The following is a 24,245-nucleotide window of genomic DNA, read 5'->3' as shown; positions in this document are numbered from 1 at the left end:
TAAGCCATTTTTGCACAGTTATAGAATCTATAACAATTGGTAGTTGCTAAGCATAAAAGTTTATATGCTATTATTGATATTACAAAAAGGAGGTGAGTATGAACGATGTGAATTTCGTGAGTACGATACGAGAGTCGTTTTACGACTTGGCGGATCAAGCGATTGATTTTCTGCCGAAATTATTAGTAGCCCTGCTACTGTTACTGGTGGGGCTGGTAGTCGCCAAAGCAGTCAGCACGGTCATCGACAAACTAGTAAATTACGTAGAAACACACAAACTAACAAAAATGGCCATGAAAAAACTAGGGGTAAGCATAATAAGTTTAAGCGGGATAGCCGCTTTTTTTGTGCGTTGGTCGATTTTACTAATCTTTGTTGGGGCTGCAGTCGATGTGCTTAATTTGACCGCCCTAACAGATACGTTCGACTCCTTAATCGGTTTCTTGCCAAACATCTTTGCGTTTGCAGTAGTTGCTGGATTGTCAATTATTGCTGGTAACGTGGTTAAAGATATTGTTACCGAATCTGCCCAAAAAGCTAAGGTCGCCAACTACAGTACATTGGCATCTGCAGCAAAGGCTGTGATCTTGGTATTTGGTTTGACTCTAGCAATCGCTCAGCTCGGCTTAGATTTAACTATAATCAACAATAATCTTACCGTTATTATGGCTGGGATTATGCTAGCTCTTGGGCTAGCTTTTGGTTTAGGCGGACGCGATGTCGCCGGCAAAATTGTCGACGATATGTACAAAAACAGCAAAAAGTAACCAGAACTAAAAAACACAAAAAGCATGCACGTTTACATAGTTGCATGCTTTTTGCTTATTAATATATGTAGTACAGCGAACTTGCAACAACTGTTCGTCGGGTAATCTGGTATGGACCGCTCCAGTTCATATCAGTAACTGTTACCGTTCCGTCGGCATTGACACTTTCGACGTAAACAACATGGTTGCCACTAGCGCCTATTGCACCGACTTGTGGCTTTGAGCCAGTTGGAATTCCTTGAGCAGCTGCTCGTGATACCCATGTCGAGGCGTTGCCAAGGTTGTTGGGTAAATCTGGACGACGACTCTTAGCATACCAAGTACATTGTCCGGGAACATACAAGTTACCGCTGCTATCACCACTCGCGTAGTAACTGCGCTCCGCAGTATTGGCGGTAGACTCCTCTACAGCAACCGCTGGCATTTCCCGAGGAGCGAGCTCCTCGTCTGGTGCTGGAATCATGATTTCTTGGCCAACATTTATTACATCTGGATTATCGATTTGGGTATTCTTGTAGTAAAGCAACACCCAAGTAGTCTGATATTCAGCGGCTATTTTAGAAAGGCTTTCGCCAGCTTGGACTGTATGTACGATTGGCGCCGGCTGATCTGTTGGGTCGGCCTGCTTATTGGTATCTGGTAACAATACACCTGTGGTCGTGGTTGATAGCGCCAGTTCGATGCCTGTATCGCCAACGACAGGTTTAGTTAGTAAATCGATTGGGGCTGCCTTAACCTGCTGTCCATTAAGATAGAAGGCAAGGGCGCATGCTAAAAGACCCGTAATTACGGCTTTACGCATAAAAATAAATTGTCTCCTTTTACATACTCAAAACTTAAGAGAATGTATAACTTTTTAGTTGTTATTCTCGCAGTTTGCTCGTTTTAGTTCGGCATGCAGCTCGAGATGTGCACTTACCAACTGCTACGAGTTGTACCTCTCCCTCACACGAAAAGACACAAGGCCATAGATTAGTCTACAGACAAAAATATGTCAATACTGCCTGTGGATAAATGTGAATATACAGTTTGAGTGTAGTAAAAAAAGCTGTTGTGCTAAATGATTGCTATCAGCGGACTTAAAGCTCATCGCGAGATTCTGGGGGAGGCAACTGCATATCTTCCGGCAGATCACCTGTTGTTGCTGGAATGTTCGCAGTACCTATCGCCATATCTGGAGATCGTGAGTCTAGCCGATCAATCCCTAAGCCATTTGAGCCAGCAAATTGGCTAAATCGTCGTTTCATATCGGCAATCGGATGCGGATAGGCAGGTGAGGTCCGGACGACTTCGCGAACTCCGTATGTTTTGTAATAATCAACGTAGTTTGCATAAAGTAATGCCATTACACCAATGCCACCCCAGAGCATGCGTAAGCGTAACTCACTAATATTCCTAGGGACTGGTACCCAATCAAACCTAGGTAAGTTCATTGCATAAGCTTCGATGTTTTGTGACGGTTCGTTAAATACAAGTAAGCCACGTTCCCCCGATAGGCTGAGATTAACTGTTCTTAGATAATCTCGATGGAGTAGCATAGGTAGTATGCGATGCGAAGCCTCTAACCCGAGCAAGAGCCCATGAGTTAAAGTGAACGCATCTGGGTGTCTATGGTAATTGTCAACCAAAAACGACCGCGCCGCATTCTCGCGTATTTTTCGCCGAGTATCTCGAAGCTGAGCACTGTCTGCCTGGTGATAATGAATGTTTTTGTCTACATCTTCGAACGATTTTCCTTTAGTCACCTTACGCAAGCTACGTGCAAACCGACGAGCTCGCGGATTATCCATACCAACTGGTAATTCGTAGTTTTTCATTGTGTAATATTATATATGTACATGTAGTATTTGCAAAATGAACTTGACATTTCGTTATAACTGTGCTAGTATCTAAATACTAACGTTTTCTTATTAGTAAATATTTGATAGGCAAACAGCTGTTTATAGTAGCTTAATAAGTTGCTACGCAGGACTAAAGCCGCAGATAATCTACGAGAGTAGGAATGCTTTCTGGCAATAACCAAAACCTGGGAGCATAGAGTGATAAAGCTTTTATTTGTGATGTTGCCCAGTATTGGTTGAAATTTCAATGAGTACTGCGGAGGGTAACGTATCTCGTAAGAATGTTGATTCTTAGCCTGACGGTTCAAGCAGCCCCTGGGGAAACCTGGGGGAGCCACTAAACCGGATAGCGGGAGTTGGCAGTTCTCGAGCTATAAGCAGCTATTTGCCTGATCAAAATGTTTGAGTTCTAGCCTAGTGCTAGCGTACCCATACCAGCAAAGACAAAAGATGTCGTGGATCGGTAACGTAAACATTCAAACCTAAAGGAAACAGACCAAACATATTTTCGGGATGTTAATTGTTTGGTTTATGGCCATAGATACCGCCTAGCGTATCTTGTACCTTCCTAAACATCCCGAGAAAACGTATGTTTATTACTAATTAACTGCGAAGCTTGCGGCGATTTGATCCCATGAATCGAGATTCTTTGTCCAGGTTTTATCGACAGCCAACATTGTGACCGTGTAGGCGTAGCCATTATCAGAATAGAACACATAAATCCTACCGGTTAAACCAACATCTGTTGAAGATTTACCCGTTACTTCAGACGAAATTGCTCGAGAGAAATCGGTATTTTTAACTTCTTTAAAATCGGACTTGATGTTGACATTGCTGAGCGAAAGCGCCTGAGTAAGTACTTTTTCGAGCTCGATCGTCGTGTTGGTGTCGCCCTTTAGATATAGATCGAATATGTCGTCGACGGTGATATCGACACCCTGAGCTTTGACGGTATTAATGACACTTTCAACATCTTCGACAACCACCATAACAGCCGAAGTTATTTCGTCGTTGGTATTTGTTGTTGCCAGGAGATCGGCGTGAACAGTCGATGACTCCTGGAATGAAGATTCCTCTTGATGGTCGGCTTTCGAAAAGACATCCATGCTATATTCATAGTCTTTACCACTAGCAAACGTTTGATTCTCGAGCTTGCCCAAGTTACCCATTCCTTGGATCAAGATGCTCAGGCCACCAACTGCAGCTATGAAGCCAATCACACCTGCAAAGATTAAATATATTTTCGCTTTTCTATTTAGCTTGCTTCCCATTGAAACTCCAGTATTAACTGTTGGAGGTTGGGGCATATTGGCTGGTGACATCGGCTGTGGACTCGGGGCCGTTGCGGACTGGCTGGGCTGGGTCGTTTGGGCTACATTTGGCGACGGCATAGCTGTCGGAGCTGGTTGTTGGCCTAACCCACTAGACTGATTATCTGGACCTTGATCCGGGTTCATAATTATCTCCTGATTATCTGGTAAAAGACTAACTCAAAATAATGCTTATGGCAAAATATTAGTCAATTTTTATATACGAGTCTGGAGGCTTTATATCGACCGGCTGATAACGATACTTGACTGTATAAGTAATATCCTCGCCAACACCGTTAATATCATAGATTTTTCGAGTGGTGTTATTCACTCGTATGGTCAGTGTTTCGACTCCGCTGTTGTAGCCATAGATTCCTTGCCAAGAGGCGCAGCGATATTTGTCGCACTCGAAATCTCCCATATAAATAGCAGTCTTTAAAAATGCATCAACCATGTCTTGCGTAAAGTAAACTGCCGAAACATCAAATAATTTTTGTGCCTCGGCGGCACCGATTTCGTACCATTCGTTGGTGTCGGGATCGTTTTCGAAAAACTGCTTATCGTGATGAATAATATCTAAGACGCCAAAAACATCACTGGCTACGATCTCGTAATTTCCGGTTTGATAGTCGTACAAAATCCGCGCCTTCGAATATGCGGCGTTAGTCGAGCTATCAGTTAGCTCGATATACAAGCTCTCTTTGGCTTCGCTAGGCAAAGGATAGCCTTCGGCCGATATCTTTGCATAGGGATTCACTGTAACGGTTTCGGCCGGCAAAGGATCTGAACGTCTAGCCAGTATCCACCCGGCAAGATGAAACGCCCCCCATATCGAACCTATCAGCAAGGATATGGCCAGTCCAAGGATTATCAGGTTACGCTTTGTCATCGTAGACCAAAGTATACACAAAAAAGCTCCCGTCTTGGCTTAAACGGGAGCTTTTGTATTTACAAATATATTATTTTTTTGTTTGCATGTCGGCTAGCCACACATAAAGCGCCATACCAACTACGGCGCCCACAATTGGACCAACCATTGTTTCGATGCTAAAAGTCCGCATACCCAAGGCAACTGCCGGGTTAATTGTCCCCGAAAGAGCTGCACTACCACCATCGGCCAACGAATAAACCGAAGCGACAATCAGACCCATCATGTAGCCAAGTCCAATTGTTACGGGCACTTGCCAGCCAGCCTGCTTCAGCTTGCTAACAGATGCCACGGCCATCGCAAAGACTGCTGTACCGATCAATTCGGCGATTAGTAACCGGCCACTGTAATCGGCCGAAACCGCGGTTACATCTGTGCCAGAAAAATACTCAACTAGCTGCCAGGCAGCGACAGCACCAAGGCCTTGAGCCACAACATAGCCCAATGCATCGCCAAGTTTGATCTTGCGAAGCGCCAACATCCCAGCTGTTATTGCCGGGTTAAAATGTGCCCCCGACATTTCTAAAAAAGCCCCCACCAAGACAGCCATTACTAGGCCGATCAACAGTGCGCCAAGTACACCGTAAACCCCACCAACCATGAACACCACCATAGTTAGCACAAATGTGCCAAATAGCTCTACAACATATGCAGAGATTTGCTTATTTGTCATCTTGAACCCTCCTATAAGTTCTAGGACTTACTATAAGATGAACCAGCCAAATATTCAAATTGGTTGTGGATAACTACCAGCCGATTGTCCGCTCTAAACGCTGCATAAATGTTTCAGCTTGGCTGCCGGCGCAAGCCGCTGGATCTTGCTTGATATCAAATTCATGGGCGTCTCTTGGTATTTCACTGTAGCGTTGCAACACCGTGGCTTCGTTACTATCACTAAAGTCAACCAGTAAAACATCCTCATCGTTGATAACTGTATTGGCAACCGAAAAAGTTGGCTTACCGTTAAGCACAAAGCGTAATTGCTTAGACTTTTTTGGTACCAGCAAGCCTGCATCAGTTGTTAGGCTGGTATCGCTGAGGGCATAGCCCAGATTGGCAAAAAGGTGTCCCCAGGTAACTGCCGAATCATGGACGTGCACGGTATAGGGATTATTGTCGTGCAGATGCACTCGAGAACGGGGATTATTAGAATTATCCGGGCTGCAAGCCGATATTTCTTCGTAAAAACTAAATCTCTCTAGCGGGTCGCGTACGCCATCTACATAAATCGCAAAATTTGCATGATAATGAACCGATTCTGGCTCGACCAGTAGTAATCTCATCCCAATCAGCCAGAAAGCTGTCGCGACTACTAGAATGATTGAGTAAATTAAACGATTTTTGTTTATAACCATAGGCTAACTATACACGACTTCAATGGTCGGAGATATTGTAATATAATGTACTTATGTATAAAGCTTATTTGGCGCACTCAGACGCCGTTCATGCGTCCACATCAGACTCGATTGACCACTGGTTAAGTAGCTCATGGAATGCTTTATTTGTGTGGGTGCTGATTGCTGTGGTAGCGCTTGTAATTGCCCCCAAATTTATCAAAAAACTAAGTAAAGCAAATAAACTTTTTGGGTTCGCATTATTAAACTTTATTTATGGCATATTTTTGTTCGATAAATCACCTGGCTTCGGGGCAATGGTCTTGAGCGTCGGGTTTGCAATCACCCTCTGGACGGTAATGCTCGGCCTGAGTGCAGTCGAAACCAAAGAAGTAAAAGGAGCAAAGCATAATGTCAGACGACCAAACCAAACCAAACGTAAACGCTAGCAAGCCGAAAGTTAAAATATTCAGCACCAACTGGTGTGGCTTTTGTAAAATGGCCAAAGCATATTTCGAGAGCAAGGGTATTGCTTACGAAGAAATTAACATCGAAGAAGATCAGTCGGCAGCAATGTGGTTAGAGAATCAGGGCCTACGCGGTGTACCCGTAATTCAGTTCGATGGTAAAGACATTGTTCATGGTTTCGATCGACCGCAGATCGATATTATGATTCGCGAACACAACTTAGCCTAAACGGCACTATATCTAGCGTGTACGCTACATGTAGCGTAGTTGATATACATCACTGTACTAAATATTAAAATCTTGGATAATTTTAGATATGAAGGTACTCGAGGTCCAAGAGATTAGTTTTCAACATATTTCCGACAATCTTCGGAACATTGAGTCTGGTTGGCTAAAAGCAACTCTGGTACTTGGAGCAATGGGGCTAGAAGAGTTAGTCGGCGTGGCAGGTAGGCTGGAACACAATGAAGGTATTACAGGTTTTAGCGAAGCTTCAATCGCAATGGCTGGCAATACAGAGTTTTACGACGATATTGCCGGTGTCGAAGAAGCTATCGCCGCCGACAAGCTAATTCAAGCATTCGGTAAACCAAGTGAACTCAAAGATACACAGCGCGTCGCCTATCGACTGCGCCGAACTCTCGTTGTAGCCCAGCAAATTATCGATCAAGAAAATCTCCGACTGAGTGAAACGCCGGAACCGCCCTTAGCTGAGGCGGTCTGAGCCATGTTGATTGGCGTAGTCTTGATTGAGTTTAATCAATATATCTAAGAGTTGTTGGCGAGCCTTAACCGCTTCTGGATTGTAAACCTGTATGGTCTCGAGTAGTTCCTGGCTATGATGTTTGTCTAGCTCGGCTAAACCCTTAACCCAAGAGAAACTAGGTGTTTCCAGGCCAGTCGACTGGCCATTCAAGCCATAAACATCGAGTGCTCGTGACAAAAAGAAAGTCAAGCCCTGTACCTGAGCCATCGCTTGGTCATGTTCTAGAGCAGTTTTTCGAATAACATCTAAGTTGAGGTTCTTGTCTAGAAAATCAACAAGCTGTTGGGCTCTGCCGGTTGCTAAAGTCACGATAAATTTATGGTTCTCTAAACTAGCACTGGCCGATTCGGGGCCAAATAACGGATGCGACAACAAGATATGTTGATGTCTACCTAGATGCTGTTTGATCAATCTCTCGGGTTCAAGCTTTACCGAAGCCACATCAACAAAAATTGCTTCAGGATTTAAATGCTTGGCAATTTGTGGCAATAGCTTGGTATATGCTCCAAGTGGTACTACCAAAAAAACTATATCTGCTAGACAGACTTGTCGAAGCTCGACCGGGCTAGCGTGGTCTGATTCGATCACCTGGTTGTCAAAATATTCTACTTGCCCCCAACGCGATGCATAGCGGGCAATTAGCTTACCCATGCTGCCCATACCTATGACACCGATTTTATTCACGATTTGCATGGGTTATAGTATACACAATGAGTTTTGAAGATTTTCAGACCAAACAATCGGTTGTGGTCGTTTACACCGGTGAAGGCAAGGGCAAAACAAGCGCTAGCCTGGGTTTAGTCGCCCGTGCCTTGGGCCGTGATTGGCGAGTCGCCTATGTCCAATTTATTAAGCACTGGCGGGTAGGCGAGCACGATTTTCTAGAGAAAATTACTCCGGTTTTTAAAGATAAGCTGGTCTTCAAAACAGGCGGTAAAGGCTTTTACAATGCTGGCGATATGTCGGCCAAAAATGTTTCGGTGGCCGAACACAAGCAAGCTGCCCGCGATACATACGAATTTGCCCTAGAAGCTGCTTGCTCGGGCAAATTCGATTTAGTAGTTTGCGACGAAATCAACAATGCGGTCCACGATGGTCTGCTAGAAGAAATAGATTTACAAAATTTAATCGAGAAGCGCGGCAAAGCAGTTAGTTTGTGCCTAACTGGTCGTAACTTTCCAGAAAAACTTCTGAGCAAGGTTGATATTGCCACCAATATGACCAAGCTCAAACACCACTTCGACGACAAATTTTTAGCCAATAAGGGTATCGACTACTAATACCTTAGTAAATTACTGGTCGCTTAAAAGATATCTGACTAGCTCATTTATTCGCAAGACAGCCTTATTCTTTAAAATAGTGATTGCTCGATAGTTCGTTCGGGGATAGACGCTTGTATTCTTGCTCTGGCGGCCGCTAATCTTTCGCGCTGGTCTTGATCGCTAGTATCGGCTTCGGCCATCAAAAGTTCCTCAAAACCAATAATAATGCGGCTAATTTCTGACTTGAGAGAAGGATCTAGTCCGGCTTCTGCGGATTGTAAGAGCTTCAGAGCTTGTCTAAGGTTATCTCCCGCCTGGTCTGACGAAGAGATTTCTTCGAGTAGGGCGGCAAGGTTTCGTTGCAACGTACCGTTCAAGCCTTCTTTAGCGGAATCGATTGGCTTATTACCAACAACACCAGCCAAGAAACCGTTGTCTAATAAACTACGCAAGGTGCCTAAGCCATCATTAATTCTTCTAACCGTACTACCGACGTGCATCCGTGTGCTAGCGAGTGCAATGTTGCGACGCTCTCTTTCGGCAATTTCTTCATCGTCGTAGCCACCACTGAATATATCCTGCTGACCACTGCGTGAGCCTCGGCGACGTTCGGCAACTTTTGCGCGTATATCGTCGATTCTGGGAGCTGGATCGGCAGTTGTAATCCAGATAACAAACTCTCTAAGCTCGTACTCACTAGCGCCAGCCAGATGCATGTCATAAACAAGTTCCGTTTGTTTAGCCGAAATATTTTCTCCATTTACTAGTACCTGAATTTCGGCTGGTAAGCTGCGGATTTTAACTCGCTTGGCAACTTCTTCGGCAGTCCGCTTAGTTGACCAACCATCTTTAATCGAAAGCTTAGCTAGCTCGAAAATGTCTTGCTCGGCGTATATCCCGAGCAGTCTACGAAACTCAATGGCACTCGAGTAGCTTAACGTGCCACTTGCCTCAACGAGCTCTCGAAACTCACTTGGTAGCTCCATATAGTTAAACGAACGCCAGACTTGATCCTCATCGACCCCATAGAACTCGGCAATCTCTTTGAGTGATAAGGTTTGCTGATCTCGAACAGATAGTTCATACATTCTAGCCATCGAACGAGCTCGATTCCAGGCAGGCGGCATTTGGCCAGTATTCTCGATGGCTTGCATTCGCAAGAAATCACGAAAAGACGGATCGCGATGTATTCGGCCACGCAGGGCAATACCTCTGTCTGGGTGTCCATTGTTTGCCAAGTTCACCCCAGCTACCCCGAGCTGGCGGTTATGTCCATAGATAGTCACAAACCAGCCACCAAGGCGAGCGTGCTCGGCAATATCTCTTTGATGGGTTGTTGTTTCGTAAAATTCGTTCGAATCACTGATGTATCTCGCAAGCGTAGTGCGATCAGTAAACACAGCGATCCCGCACTCTTGAAGTTGTCCAAATTCGGCAATCTCTCTACCTATCCGCAATGCATGAGTTGCACTGTACTCTTCGCGAAGCTGCCGGTTCATAAAAGGCGAGGAAGCTCGGTAGACTAGAGTTAAACCTGCCGAGCCAAGGCTAATCAAGCGTTCATTGACTAATCTTACTTGGCGATTCTGATTTCTGAGCGGTTGAGGCGTCATAAACCGCTCGAGCGCAGCTTCGCGACTTAAACGCTCTTCAATATCAAGAACACCCTGATTATCAGCCTCTTGTGCGGCCATTGCTACCCTCCAAATTGGAGACAGTTTAAACTAAGCTAAATTTTGTTGAAAGTTCTTGCGTCAATAAAAGATTGTAAAAATCAACACATCTAGCGTTTCAAGCAGTTTTATGACACCATATGTTGATTTTATGAAAATAATGTTGACAAATATTTGAAGATTGTGTAAATTCTAACCCACTTAAGTGTGAAGTACATCACTTAACTTGCGAGACAATTCAAATTTAATCACGCAGACTAAGCAGACCACACTTATGTTGTTTAACAAGCTAGCAACATCTTTAGCCGTTTGGCTAATAAGTCTTTGCGGCGAATAGTACACATCTTGGTGTGTAGTATCCGCCGTAAAGGCAACCCAACCCCGACGCGTACACTTCAGGTAAGAAACGTCGAGGTAGACTTGGGGACACCTGCAAAGGTAAGTCCAAGTCGAACCCTGCGGGTCATCCCAATGGGTGAAGCACCGGCTTCCGCCAACCCCCTCCGGGGGAGAGAGGAAACACCAGATGCGAACCAAGAGCGGCCAGACGGCCGCCCTCCAGGGCCAGAACATCGTCGCATGTCGCACCGACGTCGACATCGGTGGTGCGGACACCACGCACACCGAGCCGGCCCTGATGAACGCCGCCGCCGGCGGCACCACCATCACCTCCTAGCCGACGACGATCGAAAGGCAAGGAGGTGAACGATGCGTTCACCCGCATCACCAAGGAGCGGAGGGCGTTGGACCCTCGCCAGCTCCGCCTGCAAGGAAGGTACCAAAACATTCCCGTCTCAAACCGCTCACCGGCATCCTGCCGGACGCGGGGAACCTTCCCCAAACCCTCGAGTACGCCGTGTTGGCTGCTCGGGGGCAAGGTCGCTGGGGCTAAGCTCCACACAATAGAGAGGTTGCGTGGCAACACGTAGCAACTCGAGAAGGCCAGCAGCAATGTTGGCCACGATCGGTAGCCAAGGCAACTTGGTACCGATACGTCGACGCACGGCCCGCAGCACATACGATCCTGCGGCACCGACGTGACAATTCGACTGGCTAGGTTAAGCCAAGGGAACGCGCACTCCGAACCAGTCGAATCGCTTATAGTTGGATTGACACCCAAAACGTAAGCACAGGGCGTACGGCTCTGACGCTGCAGCTCGCAAGAGTTGTACCGAGGCAACTCGGCATGGAGACAGATGGCGTACATCTGAAGTCGACCCAGTGGCATGCGGCTGTCAACCGCACCCAATGCCACTGGGTCGCGCCGATCGATTCACGGGGAGAAATGACCCGCGTCGGTTCTTTCACGAGAACCGACAGATCTGGGTCGTCGACTAATAGGCAAACCAAGGTTCACTGGTTGCGGGGTCTAAGACCTAGGATTCGAGCCCAGCTCGGAACCTAGCAGACGTCCTGCAGACTGAACGGCGGAAGCGCTACGACGACCTTCTGGAAAAAAGCTCACGGAGAATGCATCGGAGGAACCCTGCGCCATTCGCAGTTGGTTGGCATAATCGCCGGCCTGGACAAACTTACCGACAGCCCTCAAGAGATTTTTCTAGAGGGGAGTATGCCGCCCGGCGACTTGCTCCCCAAACTCTCCGGACTTCGCAAGAAGTGCCGGCAAATTGCCACCCGTATCGGGCGACCCATAGCGGTAGCCAATTGAGTGTGTCGGGCGGCACAACTAACGATGTTTGGTGTGGGCCTGGGGGGCCAATCACGCGTCGTTTTAACACCTACCTCTCTCCTGCGAGGTGGTGCCTGCGGCTGGCTGGTCTGCTCCGGCGGACCAGCCAGCCGCCCTCGGGGGAAACCCGAAAATGTTGCTAGCAACGCTCCTCGCGAACGTTGATTGATCTAAATTAGATCTCCGTTTGCTCGAGTTAGAGCAGTTCGTACGGTTGAGCCTCGCTCCCTACGAACAACATTCGACCGTCCTTTATTGGGCGGTCTTTTCGTTTATAATTCGCGCTCGCCAACGACCGCTAAGTCGTTGGCATTTGTCGCCAAGCGGCGACATTGCAGACTACAGTATGCAAGGGCTAATTTCCAACAAGCCGCGTGCTTTAGCTCGCGGTTGTTGATAATATGCTTTGGTGAAAACAACCAAGCAGCTAAAAAAGCTAATCTATAAATTACTCTTGGCTTTGCTGGTTATCTGCCTGACTTATGTTGTCGATCATGTCTCCCGCGCGACGCTAGGTCAAGACATTGCCAGCAGCGATACATACCTTGTGCTGAACATCTACGACGGCGATACTATCGAGGTATTAATGGATGGTACCCCCGAGAAAGTTCGATTTATTGGTGTCGATACGCCCGAAACCCACAAACCTAATACTCCCGTCCAATGCTACGGCCCGGAAGCCAGTGACTTTACAACTAGCTTACTGACTGGGCAAAGAGTCCGCTTGCTAGCTGACGCCAGTAGTAGCAACCGAGACATTTATGGCCGACTATTGCGTTATGTGGTTCGAGCCAGCGACGATCTAGATGTCAATCTAGAGCTAATCCGCCAAGGTTATAGCAAAGCGTACCTGGTATTTCCGCATGGTCGGAGTCAAGAGTTTAGGGATGCATCTGCAAGCGCCGAAGCGGCTAGAGTCGGCCTTTGGTCTGCTTGTGACTAGGTTTGGTCTTGTTTAGTAGATGCTCGATCAAGATGATCGGGGTAGCAACAATAACTACTAGCAGACGTTCAATAAAACTCATACAAGCCCGAAAGTACATCCGATTTACAGCTAGGGTTCGCGGCGCATACAGTTGGTAGCCGACCGCCCGCCAGTATGATACCCCAACCACATTACGAGCCGATACACTGGCAACTAACTGCTTGTCGTATACAACTTGCAGCCCTAGTTTATGCAAAACTATCCCGAGTTCCATGTCCTCCCAAATGTTTGGCAGACGATGCAAACCTGGCTGACAAGTCTGCCAGGTAGTTTTGCGGATTGCATAAGCCGAGCCAAACATCGGAAAACCACCAATAATCAGCCTAAAACTATAGAAAGACAGATGTACCATAAACTGTGATAAGCGCTGAAATTGAACATCGCGCGGTCTTGCTGGCCCGCTTACTGCCAGTGCACCCTGTGCAAAGTGCTGGCGAACCCTTGCTAGCCAGTCACCTGGTAGAATCGTGTCGGCATCAAGCCTTACTAGAAATTGATTTATAGCAGTTTTAAAGCCCGTATCTTGGGCAAACACTTGACCCTGACGCTGCTCTTGAATTACTTTGGCACCATATTTAGTGGCTAGCTGGGAGGTTTTGTCTGTCGAGTTATTGTCAACCACAATTAGTTCGTCGCCCGGCAACAGTTGGGGGATAATCGCCGACAGGCAAGCTGGTAAGTAGGCTTGCTCGTTATAACAGGGGATTACGAGACTAAGATTGGCATCTTTCATGATAAACTCTAGTTCAGTATTATATGCGAATTCGATGGGTAAACTAATGTATTTTGAGAAGTTTCGTGCTTGGGCGGTAGCAATCTGGCAAAAGATTCGACCAAAAAGTCGACTGGCGTATGTTATGAACAGCTTGCTGATAACATTCTTATTGCTGTGTAGTTTGGTCTATTTTGCTGGTGTTTGGTATCGCCGACAGGCAAGCACCACGCCTCTAACATGGGGTGTGAGTTGGTCGTATAAATTTGCTCGCGAACTGGGAGTTGATCCGCAAGCCGGCTTAGAGGCGGTAGCCAGTGAACTGCCAATCAGCCGACTCCGTTTAATGAGCTACTGGGATGTACACGAAGCAACCAGGGGTCAATATAACTGGCAGGAGCTCGACGAACAGATTGCAATTGCCGAAAAGTACGATAAACAAGTATCCCTAGCAATCGGTCTGCGCCAGCCAAGGTGGCCAGAATGTCATATGCCCGACTGGGCCAAACAATTACCAGCTGACGACTGGCGTAAAGAACTGCAAAACTATCTTCAAGCAACTGTTGAACGTTACGATTCCAGCCCAAATGTAGTTGAGTATCAACTCGAGAATGAGTTTTTTACTGGCTTCTTTGGCGAATGCCCAGATCATGATCGCGAGCGCCTAGAAAACGAGTATAGCCTCGTAAAATCTTTGACGAGCAAGCCAATAGTTATCACCCGGAGCAACAATTTCTTACCATCATGGCCAATTGGCCAACCCCGAGCAGACAGAACAGCATTTTCTATTTACAAGCGTGTTCATAATCCGGTTGGTTATTACGAATATCCGTATCCTGTCTGGTTTTACGCAGGGATCGCCGGGCTCACAAAAATAACCACGGGAGTTGACACGTTTATTCACGAGCTTCAAGTTGAGCCATGGGGGCCGGTGAGTACAGCCGACCTAAACGACCAAGAACAACAGCAATCGATGGACGCAAACCGGCTTTCAAAAAGATTATCTTATGCATACGCAACCGGAATGCGTACAATAGATTTATGGGGAGCAGAATGGTTTTATTGGCGCAAAACATACTGGAACGATTCGTCTGTCTGGACAACCATTCAGCAAGAGCTGCCTAAATATAAGTAAGGAGAGATATGGAAGACAATCAGTTAGATTCAAATTCTCAGAATCCACCCGAAATTCAACCTAATAACGATACTCCCAGCCAGTCAGCTGACGAGCTACACGTTGATGTCGGCATGCCGTTACCGGCTGGCCAGACAACCCTATCTAGTCCGCCACCATTAGCGGCAGTAATCAACGATGGCTCTACACCAGCTCAAATGACAGCCCAGCCAGAGAACCCAGCTACCACGACTGGGATCGTAGATTTAAGCCAACCGGCGGTTAGCCCTGCGCCACCCTTAATCCCAGAAGCCGAGCCAGAAATCAAGCCTCAGCCGGCACCGCTAAACCCCCAAGATTTTATCCGACAGACAGATACCAATACTATGAATACTGGGGCCTTGCCGGGGCCAGAGTCTAATTTGCCACAAGCTATCCAGTCGGCGCCCAAACAGTCGAACCGTAAAAAAATCTTTGGACTGTTTGCCGGAATCTTTGTTGTTATATGTCTGGTTGGCTATTTGGCATTTCGGCTGCTGAGTAATCTAGGAGGTTTGCAGACCTTCCAAGCTAGCGACCCAGCTGTCAGCTTTGGCTACCCAGAGAACTGGCAGGTCGATCAAGTCTCTAGCAACAAAACGACTTTTAGTGAAACTGGAGCAGATGTCGGACAATACGCGGCTAAAATTGAATACTTGGTAGAAAAGACCAATCAAGACATTGACGAAACAATGTTCTACGACCGTCTCGACGAGCTTGTTAAAACATATAGCCAAGACTCGACCAGCAACGACTCCACGCGCGAGATATATACAGTACGTACGTCCGAACGACAGACTATCGATAATTTACCTGCCTATAAACTAGTAGTCGATATCGAAAATTATAATCAACAGGCCGAAGAGACTGGTAAAGAGACTGTTTACACAGTGCTTTACGACAAGAATACATTACTAATTTTTAGTTTAAAGAGCCACGAAACCGATGCCGACAAAATTGCGATTTTTGAAAGAGGTGTCAACAAACTTCAGGACGCTCAATAAAACATGTAAAATATCACCCATGGCCGCCAAACACAGTAAACTTGTAAATACTAAAGCCCGTTTTGATTACGAACTCCAACAAACCTACGAAGCAGGCATTGTTTTGTTGGGCGCTGAAGTAGCTAGTATCCGGGCGGGTAGGCTAAGTATGCGTGGCTCGTTTGTGACAATTAGAGACGGCGAAGCTTGGTTAAACAATCTCCAGCTTAGTCCGATGCCAAGTAATGCAAAATATTTACCAGAAAATCAGCGTTCAGCTCCACGAAAACTTCTTTTAAAACGCAACCAGCTTGAAGAACTGATTGCCGCCAAACAAAACAATCTGTCAATCGTGCCGACAAAACTCATACCCGGGCGATACATTAAGATTCAGATCGCCGTTGCTAAAGGTAAAAAACAATACGATAAACGCGCAATCATCAAGGCTCGCCAGCAAAACCGAGAAGCTGCCAAAAGTATTAAGCGCGCCTTTTAGGGTTTCTGGCTAGAAGCGCTGCCAAACCCCAGTAGCACTGGTCCGTACGAGCAAAGCACCGCCCTGGTAGCAACATCGCTTTCTTGTTTGACCGTTATCATGTAAGCACTTGGATGTGTTGCAGTTAAAGTATATTTGCCGTTGATCGGCCTAATTATTGAGCGGATACCTGTATCAACATCTTCGACAGTAAATTGCACGCTAAAGCTAACTGGCAACTCGCGGTCGAAAGTTAGCTCAAAGTTAGGGCTGTTGCTCGCGCTTGTTTTGTCCCAGACGACCTCACACTCGGGTAAACCACTCTGACTTGTAGTCTCGGTGTTGTCGGCATCTATCATCGAATTATGGTCGTGGTCAAAGGTATAGCCAAGCATAAAGGTTAACGCACCGAAGGTAAACAGGGCCGCTAGCCCACTGATAGCCCGCCACATGTGGTGTCTTCTGGGTTTACGGAATCCTGCCGGCGGCTCGAATGGGTTGATCTTGTTTCGAAAACCACGCGTAGTCTTATTGGATGCAATCTTTTTTGGGGCGGGAAGGGCATCGATGGCTTGACGGGTCTTCTGCACCTGAGCGGCTCTACGAACAAGCGTCTCTGAGCGCTGTTTTGGCCGCTGAATAGGCTTGACACCCCGCTTGATATCTCCATCCATCTTGGGCAACATTATAGCATGAGCGTTAATATTTTTAACAACAGTCTACTGGTAAGTGATAATATGTAGGTTATGAAGTTATATTCGTGGAATGTAAACGGGATACGTGCGGTCTGGAACAAAGGTAAGTTCCAGGAGTTTGCCGAGACCCACCAGCCCGACATTTTATGCTTACAAGAGACCAAGGCTCAACCAGATCAGTCGCCAGTCGATATTGAAGGCTATCAAGAAATATACAATAGCGCAGAACGCCGAGGACATTTTGGAACAGCCATCTTTTCTAAAATTTCACCCCTCAGAACTTTCGACAATATACCAGAAGACATCGCCAGTAAGTACGCTTTGGCCGACAAGTATGGCAACACCAACCAAGAGGGCAGAGTATTGGTGGCAGAGTTCGACGACTATTACGTGGCCACTGTCTATACCCCCAACAGCAAAGACGACCTAACCAGATTAAAGCTACGCGCCGACGCCTGGGGTCCAGCCTTTACAGAGTATATGGCTAGTTTGGAAGCCAAAAAACCAGTTCTGGTTAGCGGCGACTTTAATGTAGCCCATAACGAGATCGATCTTGCCAGGCCGAAACAGAATGTCGGCAAGCATGGCTTTACCGACGAAGAACGCCAGGATTTTACCAAGTTACTCGAAATCGGTCTGTGCGATAGTTTTCGAACTCTTTATCCCGATACTACCGAAGCATATACTTGGTGGACTGCTTGGGGCAACGCTCGTGCTAATAATGTTGGTTGGCGGATTGATTATTGGCTTGTTAGTAACCAACTGATGCCAAAACTGGTTGATGCCCAAATCCACCCAGACGTCTTGGGTAGTGACCACTGTCCAGTCAGTATTGAGTTATAGCCTATTTTATTGTATTATCTGACTAATCACCACGTTTCTAGAGAAGGGAAGGTGATCGTAATGGTGGACAATGCCAATAAGCCGCGAGTGCGGCTGAAAGCAGGCAACAAGTGGCATGTCAACCCCGACGGGACCAAGGTTCAGGTGCCGAAGTCGACATACATCGAAGAAGGAGTTCAGATTGGTGTAGGCGTCCGGCTGGAAGCGCAAGTTTTGATCGGCAGTGGAGCCACAATTGGCAACCGTACCACTATTGGCGAAAGTGCCTCGATTGGCGGTTATGTCGAGATTGGCGAACGAGTCGGAATCGGGCGTACTGCCCAAATTGGGATGTTCTGTGTTCTCGAGCATGATGTCGAGATTGGGAGTCTTGTCAAGATCGACCACCATACCAATGTTGGGAATCATGCTGGCATTGGAGAAAATGGCGTGATTGGGAACAACACCGAGATTGGTGAATCAGCTGAGATTGGCCAAGATTCCTTCATCGGCTCAAATGTCGAGATTGATCGATATGTCGAAATCGAACCTAATTGCGTGATAGGCGACTTCGCCCAAATTGGCTCAGACACCAAGCTTGGTCGCGAAGTCGAGATTGGCAAAAAGACCAAGATTGATGTGTCGACAGTCATTGGTGATGAAGCAGCTGTCGGTTGCGCCGTTGTGATTCGTGCAGATGCTCGGATTGGACGCTGGGTCAAAGTGGACGACGATGTTGAGATCGGCGAGGTTGTCTATCTTGCCGAAAGCGTTGTCGTCGGAAAGGCAGCTGTCATCGAAAGGAGCTGCGTTGTCATGGCCAACGTCGACCCCTACGCTTCGGTCCGTCAGCACACAATGCTGGTCGAAATCGTTCCTCAAGGTGGCCCGGGCATCTGGCACGTCGAGCAAAAGACCGCCTAGTGCAGTCATACCCCGGGGTCGCAAGACCCCGGGATTAACCAGAGCATTTTAGTATCTAAAGTTTTGTGGTTGATAAAGAATATTGTTTTATACTAGGTCTTATGACTAAACCTTTTGCGGTTTTTGATATCGATGGGACATTGGCGCGGACAAGCCTTTTTTTGGCCACCGTCCACGAAATGATGCGCCGGAGCATGATACCTAAAGCCGATACTGATGAAATCCATCGACTGCTCGAGGCCTGGCTTAAACGTAAACACACTCAGGCGTTTGCCGAATACGAGGCGACGGCCATCGAAGTTTTGTTTCGAGAACTCGCCAACACCAAGGTGAGCGCTTACGAAGCGATAATCGACGAAGTAATGCGCAAATTTGGCGAGCGTAGCTATCTGTACACCAAAAACCTAATCAAGCAGCTCAAAACTAATGGATATTTAATCTTAGCTGTTTCCGGTAGCGAAGAGAAGTTACTCGGCCGCTTCTGTAAAGAATATGGATTTGACGATTGGATCGGCACCGATTTTCATAAAGACGGTTTTTACTTTACAGGCAGCGCCACCGACATTGTTCATAACAAGCATATTTACTTAACTAAGTTAATCGACAAGCATGGTCTAAGTACCGAAAAGTCGCTTGCAGTCGGCGATACAAAGAGTGATATTAAGATGCTCGAAATGGTCGAGCAGCCAATCTGTTTTAACCCCAGCCAAGAACTATACGACGAAGCCCGTAAACGCGGCTGGAAAATTGTTATCGAACGCAAAGATGTTATTTACGAGCTGACACCCGAAGCTGGAGTCTTTAAACTAAAATAGCCCAGCCTATGCGTTACCTCGAAATCATCTACTTATAACCACAAACAATTTTTAAAGATCGAAACAGTGAAATAACAAGTTGCAATAACTGTAGCAATTATTGTATAATATGGTTATCTCTCATGGTGGGAGGTGTGGGCAAATGCCTGCGACCCGAAAGAGGACAACATGGAAGTGTACATTTCGATGACGCCGGCCGTGATGGATGAAGGCGTGCTCGCAAAGCTTTTCGAGAAGCTCCCGGGCATGTTGGCGAACAGCACGCACGTGTCGCCGGGTGAACAAGTCAGTATCGCCCTGCTCGAGTGGCAGTTGCCGGACCCCGAACACACACCCTTGTGCGTTCGGTTCGACTTCGGCAAGGAGTTGCGTGATCAGCGCTGGGCGCTCAGCACGTTGCCGATGATGGAAGGGTTGGTCGCGTCCTGCCTCGAACAGACGGGAGTGGCAATCGATGACGTGCCCGAATTCATGGTTTTCATCATGGCCGGAAGTAGCGAGTCCGCCGGTGTTTACCGACGCCGGTCGTGCAGCGTAATTGCGCTCGGTGGCCTCAAGACGTTTCCAGAATCGTTGGCCACCACCTGAACCCCGAGCTTCTGCGATCGAGAGCCCCGCGCCCTCTCGCAGGGCTCGGGGTTTTCTCGTTTTTTTATGCCCGCTAATGCTACTACCCCCGATAATAAGTTTGACTAGAGGTATATACTATTTTTATGAGCTACCAGAGGCAAACAACCAAACCGCTTTTCGACGACATTTTTTGGAGCCGGCCAGAACGGACCGATTTGGCTGGCAAACTCCTGATTGTCGGCGGTAATCGCGATAGCTTAAAGGCACCGATGCAAGCCTACACGGCAGCTCAAGCCGCCGGTGTCGGACAAATCCAACTCTGTGTACCTGATATATTAAAACACGACCTTGGTAATCAACCCGGGATAACTTTCTTACCAAGCACATCGAGTGGCAGTCTGAGTAAAGTTGGTTTGAATGAGATTATTGTAGCTAGCAATGATACAGGTGGGTTGTTGTTAATCGGTGATTTTGGCAGAAGCAGCCAAACGACTCAACTGATAGATGAAATATTTGTACAACAACATGGTCAAATTACCTTATCTGGAGATGGGGTAGATGCAATGTTAAACAACCTAGAGCTTTTAAATAACCACCAAACATGTGTAGTGCTCAATCCCGGGCAATTCCAAAAACTAGTTAGCGCAACCAACTCGATCGTTGCCTATAAGAGTTCCTTGCCACTCGATGCATTTGCCGAACTATTCCATAAGCTAGAGTTTGAGTGCGCTATGGTTGTCTTGCATAGTGGTCATCTATGGGTTAAATGTGCCGATGAAATCAGCGCCACAAGTCGGCCCGATATTCAGAACGAAACACTCTGGCAAGCCGAACAAGCCGCCAGAACATCTACATTCTTGCTGCAGCACCCTGACGAACCATTCAAAGCAATAACCAGCTCTGTATTTTTGCTAGAAACGCAATAGAGCTTGGAGATAAATTTATATTGGTACTAAGGTCTCAGTTTATATAATCAATTATATAAACTGGTAAGTCCATTTCTAAAAAATTTAACACCCGTTCTAGATATTATTAACCAAGGTAGCTTTGTGGGTTGCTCTAGATCTAGTGCATTTGGTGCCGCGGGAGGGACTTGAACCCTCAATCCTGAAAGGAACACGATTTTGAGTCGTGCGCGTATACCAATTCCGCCACCACGGCTCCAAATAAACTAGATATTTTGTTAATTTTCAAACTCTGTGCAATTCCACTACTGCGGCTCAACAAATTCTCAACGCCATAGAAATATACACATTTTAAGCTGTTCTGGCAATCGTAAACAGATTATGTTTATGTTAATATATTGACAAATATGAGTAGTCCAACTCCAGCTCTGCCATTACCCGGAAAGCCCGACGATAACGGTGCTACGATTATGTTGGCTGGGAGCAACAAAGAAGTCGGTCGAAACGAAGCCGCCGAATTAATCCGCGGAAAAATCAGCAATATTTACTCAAAAGAACCAAATGCGAATAGCGAGATAAGTGAAGCCGAGGAACCAGGTACGCACAGTCAACACCAACAGTATTTACTAGAACTTCATAATAGTGGCCTAAGTATGGAGGATATCCAGGTAAAATGGCATGAATACTACCAAGGATTACCCGACCATCAAAAACACGAAGTCTGGCAAGAATTTTACAGTAATCAAAATCGGCACAATCAACGTCTCGCCAGTTTAGCCTCAGAGACACCAGCGATCAACTTGCCAGAAGTTAAACGTGGTCGAAAAAAACGGCAGAGCCCTAAACCGAGCTCCCAAGCCGATAATTTTGTTCAAAATGAGGCTACGTCTTGGGATAAGCTTAAAACTCGAAACAAACGCAAGCTCACCTTAAAACAACACATTAAATCGCTGATGTTCGGCCTGGGTGCCGGCTTAGTTGTGTTGTTTTTGTTGATGTTTACGTTTTTTAATGAGCGCTACATCATACCGTTCGTTAAACCCAACCAGATTTCGGCCTCTACACCAATCATAACCGTGCCTGGAGCAGCAGTCAGTAGTGATCCGAAAGTGATAATTCCGAAGCTCAACGTAGAAGCACCGGTCGTTTATAACGTACCTTTTATCGAAACCGGCGAAACCGAAGCCGACTTTGAATCTCGGGTTCAAAAAGCCTTAGAAAACGGCGTAGTCTATTACCCAACCAGCCAGAAACCGGGGGAAACAGGCAAGGGTTTTAACAGTAATGTAGCGATCGTTGGCCACAGCAGCAATAACTTATTCAGCAGCGGAAAATATAAGTTTGCCTTCATGCAGATTGGTCAGCTCGAGCCGGGTGATACTTTCATGCTTAATTACAACTCGAAACAATATGTATACAAGGTGTACGAGAAGAAGGTTGTCAAACCAACAGACGTTACCGTGCTCGGTCCGGCCAGCCGGCCCAACTCGGCGACATTAATTACCTGTGATCCACCAGGCTTCAATATCAATCGGATGGTGATTATTGGTGAGCAAATTAGCCCAAGTCCAAAAAAGAATACCCTAACCAATAAACAAACCGAAACACCAGAAAATCTAATCGTTCCAAGTAATCCAAAAACTATGTGGGAGCGATTCTGGGGCTGGGTAAGCGGCGACTAATTAACCCTTAGACTTGCGCTTTCGAGGATTGTCTTCCCAGTCTGATTGTCGGTTATGTAGATAGTATCGTAGTCTTTGTTGAAATAGATATTGGTAGGGTCAACATCTTGGTATGTAACCATGTTTTTTCCATCAAATTCAAAAATATTGAGACCATGGTTGATGTTGGCCATCAACCGATGCCCATCCATCCACGACAGATGGTAGTCATCGGCTAAGTTGTCTACCTGAAACCGATACGGAGCGGCTTGTTCGGCATCGTAGACTACGATATCTTCTGGCGTCAAAGCGGCGACAAACCTAGAGTTCTGGCTAAATTTTAGTTCTTTAAGCTGATTGACAACCGGTGAACTTAGCAAGATTAGCGGGCGACCACTCTTAAGATCTTCGAGCGGATTTTTGTAAACGTAAAATCGTTCGTCTAGATTAGAGCCAACCGCGTAAATATTTTTGCCATTAAATCGGCTCAAAGCAAGCGAGTAACTGGCTGTATCGGAGTAATTAAGCTCGGTTAGTTTGTACTCTTCGAAATTCTCGTTAATAATTACATCGGCTTTATTACTGGCATGATTAGCCGCAATATATACAACCACGTCTTTACCAAAACTATTGTAGGCAAGCACCTCAAGCGCTATCACAACTTCATCGCCAGTATCGATGTTCTGCTTAATCAGCTCGCCATTAGCGTACAGAATTAATAGATTATCGGTTTTATCGTTTACCAAACTTAATCTTTTTACCGGTCGATCTTCGCCTACGCTAATTGGTATCGAAGGTTTTTCACCACGTGAGTCGACGAGTGAATAACTAGTCGTTTTATCGGTTAATGTTTTCTTAACCAACATAGTCCGATTGTCGTCTGCCCAGCTTACTATACGGTACTGGCTAGGTTGGTTTGTTTCCTCGGAAGCCGGTGTTGACTGATTACTGGCTTCTAGGCTTAGATCTAGTGGTGCATTGTCTGGTTGGCTAATATCAAATAGATTGGCTTGAGCAGAACTTGGATCGTAGGTAATCAGCCATTTTTTATCAGGACTTTGACTACTTAGCTGTCGAGATTTATAGATTGCTATCTGTCCAAAATCGAGTTTTTCGGGAAAAAGGAAAGGGTATTGATAAAAACCAACCTTTTGCGGTTTTAGCCAGACGTTTTTACTCCAAGGGAAATAACCTGCCTGCTTTAACTCGAGCAGATATTCGCCCGACTCAACCACTAGTCGAGCGTCCGTTTTGTTACCGAGTAGAGTTTTGTCTAAATATATCTGGCTATTGCTTGGAGTTGAGTTTACAAACGCAATCGAATTGACGATTACCTCACCACGACGGCTAATGTCATACCCACTAGTAACCAGAACGAGGATAATCGTTAAACCGGCTAATAGGAAACCTAGGAGTAGGTAACCAACGATTAGCATTCGGTCGTGGCGTTTGCGATAGTTTGGATCTAAAAATTCCATAAAAAACAACAGCAATTTAGTTTGCTTA

At 46.3% G+C, this 24,245-nt stretch carries 27 protein-coding genes and 1 tRNA gene; 16 read left to right on the top strand and 12 right to left on the bottom strand.

Features of this window, described 5'->3' with window-relative positions; genetic code table 11:
• The first annotated feature begins 98 nt into the window (after positions 1 to 98).
• Complete coding sequence (locus tag H6798_02840) at positions 99 to 767, top strand: hypothetical protein (GenBank protein MCB9821449.1); 669 nt, start codon at positions 99 to 101, stop codon at positions 765 to 767.
• A 58-nt stretch (positions 768 to 825) separates the two neighbouring features.
• On the opposite strand, the gene H6798_02835 is transcribed toward H6798_02840, so the two are convergent.
• The 6 genes from H6798_02835 to H6798_02810 form a co-directional block, all read right to left on the bottom strand.
• Positions 826 to 1,569: a LysM peptidoglycan-binding domain-containing protein gene (locus tag H6798_02835; GenBank protein MCB9821448.1), complete on the bottom strand. Its 744-nt coding sequence runs from the start codon at positions 1,567 to 1,569 to the stop codon at positions 826 to 828.
• Positions 1,570 to 1,846: 277 nt separating this feature from the next.
• The gene (locus tag H6798_02830) at positions 1,847 to 2,584 is read right to left on the bottom strand and encodes a hypothetical protein (protein ID MCB9821447.1); all 738 of its coding nucleotides are present in this window, start codon (positions 2,582 to 2,584) and stop codon (positions 1,847 to 1,849) included.
• Positions 2,585 to 3,207: 623 nt separating this feature from the next.
• Positions 3,208 to 4,065 (bottom strand): hypothetical protein, encoded by an 858-nt coding sequence (locus tag H6798_02825; GenBank protein ID MCB9821446.1) that lies wholly within the window; start codon positions 4,063 to 4,065, stop codon positions 3,208 to 3,210.
• Between the two features lie 58 nt (positions 4,066 to 4,123).
• Positions 4,124 to 4,807: a hypothetical protein gene (locus tag H6798_02820; protein ID MCB9821445.1), complete on the bottom strand. Its 684-nt coding sequence runs from the start codon at positions 4,805 to 4,807 to the stop codon at positions 4,124 to 4,126.
• Between the two features lie 70 nt (positions 4,808 to 4,877).
• On the bottom strand, positions 4,878 to 5,519 hold the full coding sequence (locus H6798_02815) for an aquaporin (protein MCB9821444.1): 642 nt from the start codon (positions 5,517 to 5,519) through the stop codon (positions 4,878 to 4,880).
• A 73-nt stretch (positions 5,520 to 5,592) separates the two neighbouring features.
• The gene (locus H6798_02810; protein MCB9821443.1) at positions 5,593 to 6,201 is read right to left on the bottom strand and encodes a hypothetical protein; all 609 of its coding nucleotides are present in this window, start codon (positions 6,199 to 6,201) and stop codon (positions 5,593 to 5,595) included.
• Positions 6,202 to 6,254: 53 nt separating this feature from the next.
• Between H6798_02810 and H6798_02805 the strand changes: the two genes are divergently transcribed.
• From H6798_02805 to H6798_02795, 3 genes are all read left to right on the top strand, one after another.
• Positions 6,255 to 6,629, top strand: coding sequence for a hypothetical protein (locus H6798_02805; GenBank protein ID MCB9821442.1), 375 nt, complete (start codon positions 6,255 to 6,257; stop codon positions 6,627 to 6,629).
• On the top strand, positions 6,592 to 6,876 hold the full coding sequence (locus tag H6798_02800; protein ID MCB9821441.1) for a glutaredoxin family protein: 285 nt from the start codon (positions 6,592 to 6,594) through the stop codon (positions 6,874 to 6,876). The genes H6798_02805 and H6798_02800 overlap by 38 nt, the downstream gene beginning before the upstream one ends.
• A gap of 88 nt (positions 6,877 to 6,964) precedes the next feature.
• Positions 6,965 to 7,372, top strand: coding sequence for a hypothetical protein (locus tag H6798_02795; GenBank protein ID MCB9821440.1), 408 nt, complete (start codon positions 6,965 to 6,967; stop codon positions 7,370 to 7,372).
• Here H6798_02795 and H6798_02790 read toward each other — a convergent pair.
• A complete protein-coding gene (locus H6798_02790) occupies positions 7,355 to 8,107 on the bottom strand; it encodes a prephenate dehydrogenase (protein MCB9821439.1) in 753 nt (250 codons plus the stop codon). The two genes, H6798_02795 and H6798_02790, sit on opposite strands and share 18 nt — an antisense overlap.
• 17 nt (positions 8,108 to 8,124) lie before the next feature.
• On the opposite strand from H6798_02790, the gene H6798_02785 reads away from it, so the two are divergent.
• Positions 8,125 to 8,694 carry a cob(I)yrinic acid a,c-diamide adenosyltransferase gene (locus tag H6798_02785; protein MCB9821438.1) on the top strand — a complete coding sequence of 190 codons (570 nt, stop codon included), beginning with the start codon at positions 8,125 to 8,127 and terminating at the stop codon, positions 8,692 to 8,694.
• 71 nt (positions 8,695 to 8,765) lie between these two features.
• Here H6798_02785 and H6798_02780 read toward each other — a convergent pair whose 3' ends face one another.
• Complete coding sequence (locus H6798_02780; protein ID MCB9821437.1) at positions 8,766 to 10,370, bottom strand: hypothetical protein; 1,605 nt, start codon at positions 10,368 to 10,370, stop codon at positions 8,766 to 8,768.
• A gap of 505 nt (positions 10,371 to 10,875) precedes the next feature.
• On the opposite strand from H6798_02780, the gene H6798_02775 reads away from it, so the two are divergent.
• Positions 10,876 to 11,025 (top strand): hypothetical protein, encoded by a 150-nt coding sequence (locus H6798_02775; protein ID MCB9821436.1) that lies wholly within the window; start codon positions 10,876 to 10,878, stop codon positions 11,023 to 11,025.
• A gap of 1,423 nt (positions 11,026 to 12,448) precedes the next feature.
• Positions 12,449 to 12,982 (top strand): thermonuclease family protein, encoded by a 534-nt coding sequence (locus H6798_02770; GenBank protein MCB9821435.1) that lies wholly within the window; start codon positions 12,449 to 12,451, stop codon positions 12,980 to 12,982.
• Here H6798_02770 and H6798_02765 read toward each other — a convergent pair.
• A complete protein-coding gene (locus H6798_02765) occupies positions 12,951 to 13,757 on the bottom strand; it encodes a glycosyltransferase family 2 protein (GenBank protein ID MCB9821434.1) in 807 nt (268 codons plus the stop codon). The genes H6798_02770 and H6798_02765 overlap by 32 nt on opposite strands.
• Before the next feature lie 34 nt (positions 13,758 to 13,791).
• Here H6798_02765 and H6798_02760 point away from each other — a divergent pair, with 34 nt between their 5' ends.
• The 3 genes from H6798_02760 to smpB are packed head-to-tail and all read left to right on the top strand — an operon-like array spanning position 13,792 to position 16,368.
• On the top strand, positions 13,792 to 14,871 hold the full coding sequence (locus H6798_02760) for a hypothetical protein (protein ID MCB9821433.1): 1,080 nt from the start codon (positions 13,792 to 13,794) through the stop codon (positions 14,869 to 14,871).
• An 8-nt stretch (positions 14,872 to 14,879) separates the two neighbouring features.
• A complete protein-coding gene (locus H6798_02755; protein ID MCB9821432.1) occupies positions 14,880 to 15,893 on the top strand; it encodes a hypothetical protein in 1,014 nt (337 codons plus the stop codon).
• A 19-nt stretch (positions 15,894 to 15,912) separates the two neighbouring features.
• A complete protein-coding gene (smpB, locus tag H6798_02750) occupies positions 15,913 to 16,368 on the top strand; it encodes an SsrA-binding protein SmpB (GenBank protein ID MCB9821431.1) in 456 nt (151 codons plus the stop codon).
• Here smpB and H6798_02745 read toward each other — a convergent pair.
• Positions 16,365 to 17,021 (bottom strand): hypothetical protein, encoded by a 657-nt coding sequence (locus H6798_02745; protein MCB9821430.1) that lies wholly within the window; start codon positions 17,019 to 17,021, stop codon positions 16,365 to 16,367. The two genes, smpB and H6798_02745, sit on opposite strands and share 4 nt — an antisense overlap.
• Before the next feature lie 72 nt (positions 17,022 to 17,093).
• Here H6798_02745 and xth point away from each other — a divergent pair, with 72 nt between their 5' ends.
• The 5 genes from xth (at position 17,094) to H6798_02720 (ending at position 21,099) form a co-directional block, all read left to right on the top strand.
• Positions 17,094 to 17,885 (top strand): exodeoxyribonuclease III, encoded by a 792-nt coding sequence (gene xth, locus H6798_02740; protein MCB9821429.1) that lies wholly within the window; start codon positions 17,094 to 17,096, stop codon positions 17,883 to 17,885.
• Positions 17,886 to 17,945: 60 nt separating this feature from the next.
• Positions 17,946 to 18,788 (top strand): hypothetical protein, encoded by an 843-nt coding sequence (locus H6798_02735; protein MCB9821428.1) that lies wholly within the window; start codon positions 17,946 to 17,948, stop codon positions 18,786 to 18,788.
• A 101-nt stretch (positions 18,789 to 18,889) separates the two neighbouring features.
• Positions 18,890 to 19,603 (top strand): HAD family phosphatase, encoded by a 714-nt coding sequence (locus tag H6798_02730; protein ID MCB9821427.1) that lies wholly within the window; start codon positions 18,890 to 18,892, stop codon positions 19,601 to 19,603.
• A gap of 168 nt (positions 19,604 to 19,771) precedes the next feature.
• Positions 19,772 to 20,191 carry a hypothetical protein gene (locus tag H6798_02725; protein MCB9821426.1) on the top strand — a complete coding sequence of 140 codons (420 nt, stop codon included), beginning with the start codon at positions 19,772 to 19,774 and terminating at the stop codon, positions 20,189 to 20,191.
• A 125-nt stretch (positions 20,192 to 20,316) separates the two neighbouring features.
• On the top strand, positions 20,317 to 21,099 hold the full coding sequence (locus tag H6798_02720) for a hypothetical protein (protein MCB9821425.1): 783 nt from the start codon (positions 20,317 to 20,319) through the stop codon (positions 21,097 to 21,099).
• Positions 21,100 to 21,248: 149 nt separating this feature from the next.
• Here H6798_02720 and H6798_02715 read toward each other — a convergent pair.
• Positions 21,249 to 21,334, bottom strand: a tRNA-Leu gene (locus H6798_02715).
• Between the two features lie 151 nt (positions 21,335 to 21,485).
• Between H6798_02715 and H6798_02710 the strand changes: the two genes are divergently transcribed.
• Positions 21,486 to 22,760, top strand: a complete 1,275-nt coding sequence (locus H6798_02710) for a sortase (GenBank protein MCB9821424.1) — start codon at positions 21,486 to 21,488, stop codon at positions 22,758 to 22,760.
• On the opposite strand, the gene H6798_02705 is transcribed toward H6798_02710, so the two are convergent.
• On the bottom strand, positions 22,757 to 24,217 hold the full coding sequence (locus tag H6798_02705; GenBank protein MCB9821423.1) for a PEGA domain-containing protein: 1,461 nt from the start codon (positions 24,215 to 24,217) through the stop codon (positions 22,757 to 22,759). The genes H6798_02710 and H6798_02705 overlap by 4 nt on opposite strands.
• Positions 24,218 to 24,245: the final 28 nt, after the last annotated feature.

This window comes from Candidatus Nomurabacteria bacterium (assembly GCA_020631905.1).
In the GTDB taxonomy this organism is placed as follows: Bacteria; Patescibacteriota; Saccharimonadia; order Saccharimonadales; family VXPC01; genus JACKGQ01.
The sequence above is the reverse complement of the archived record's forward strand: the minus strand, read 5'-3'. Positions and strand labels throughout refer to the sequence as shown.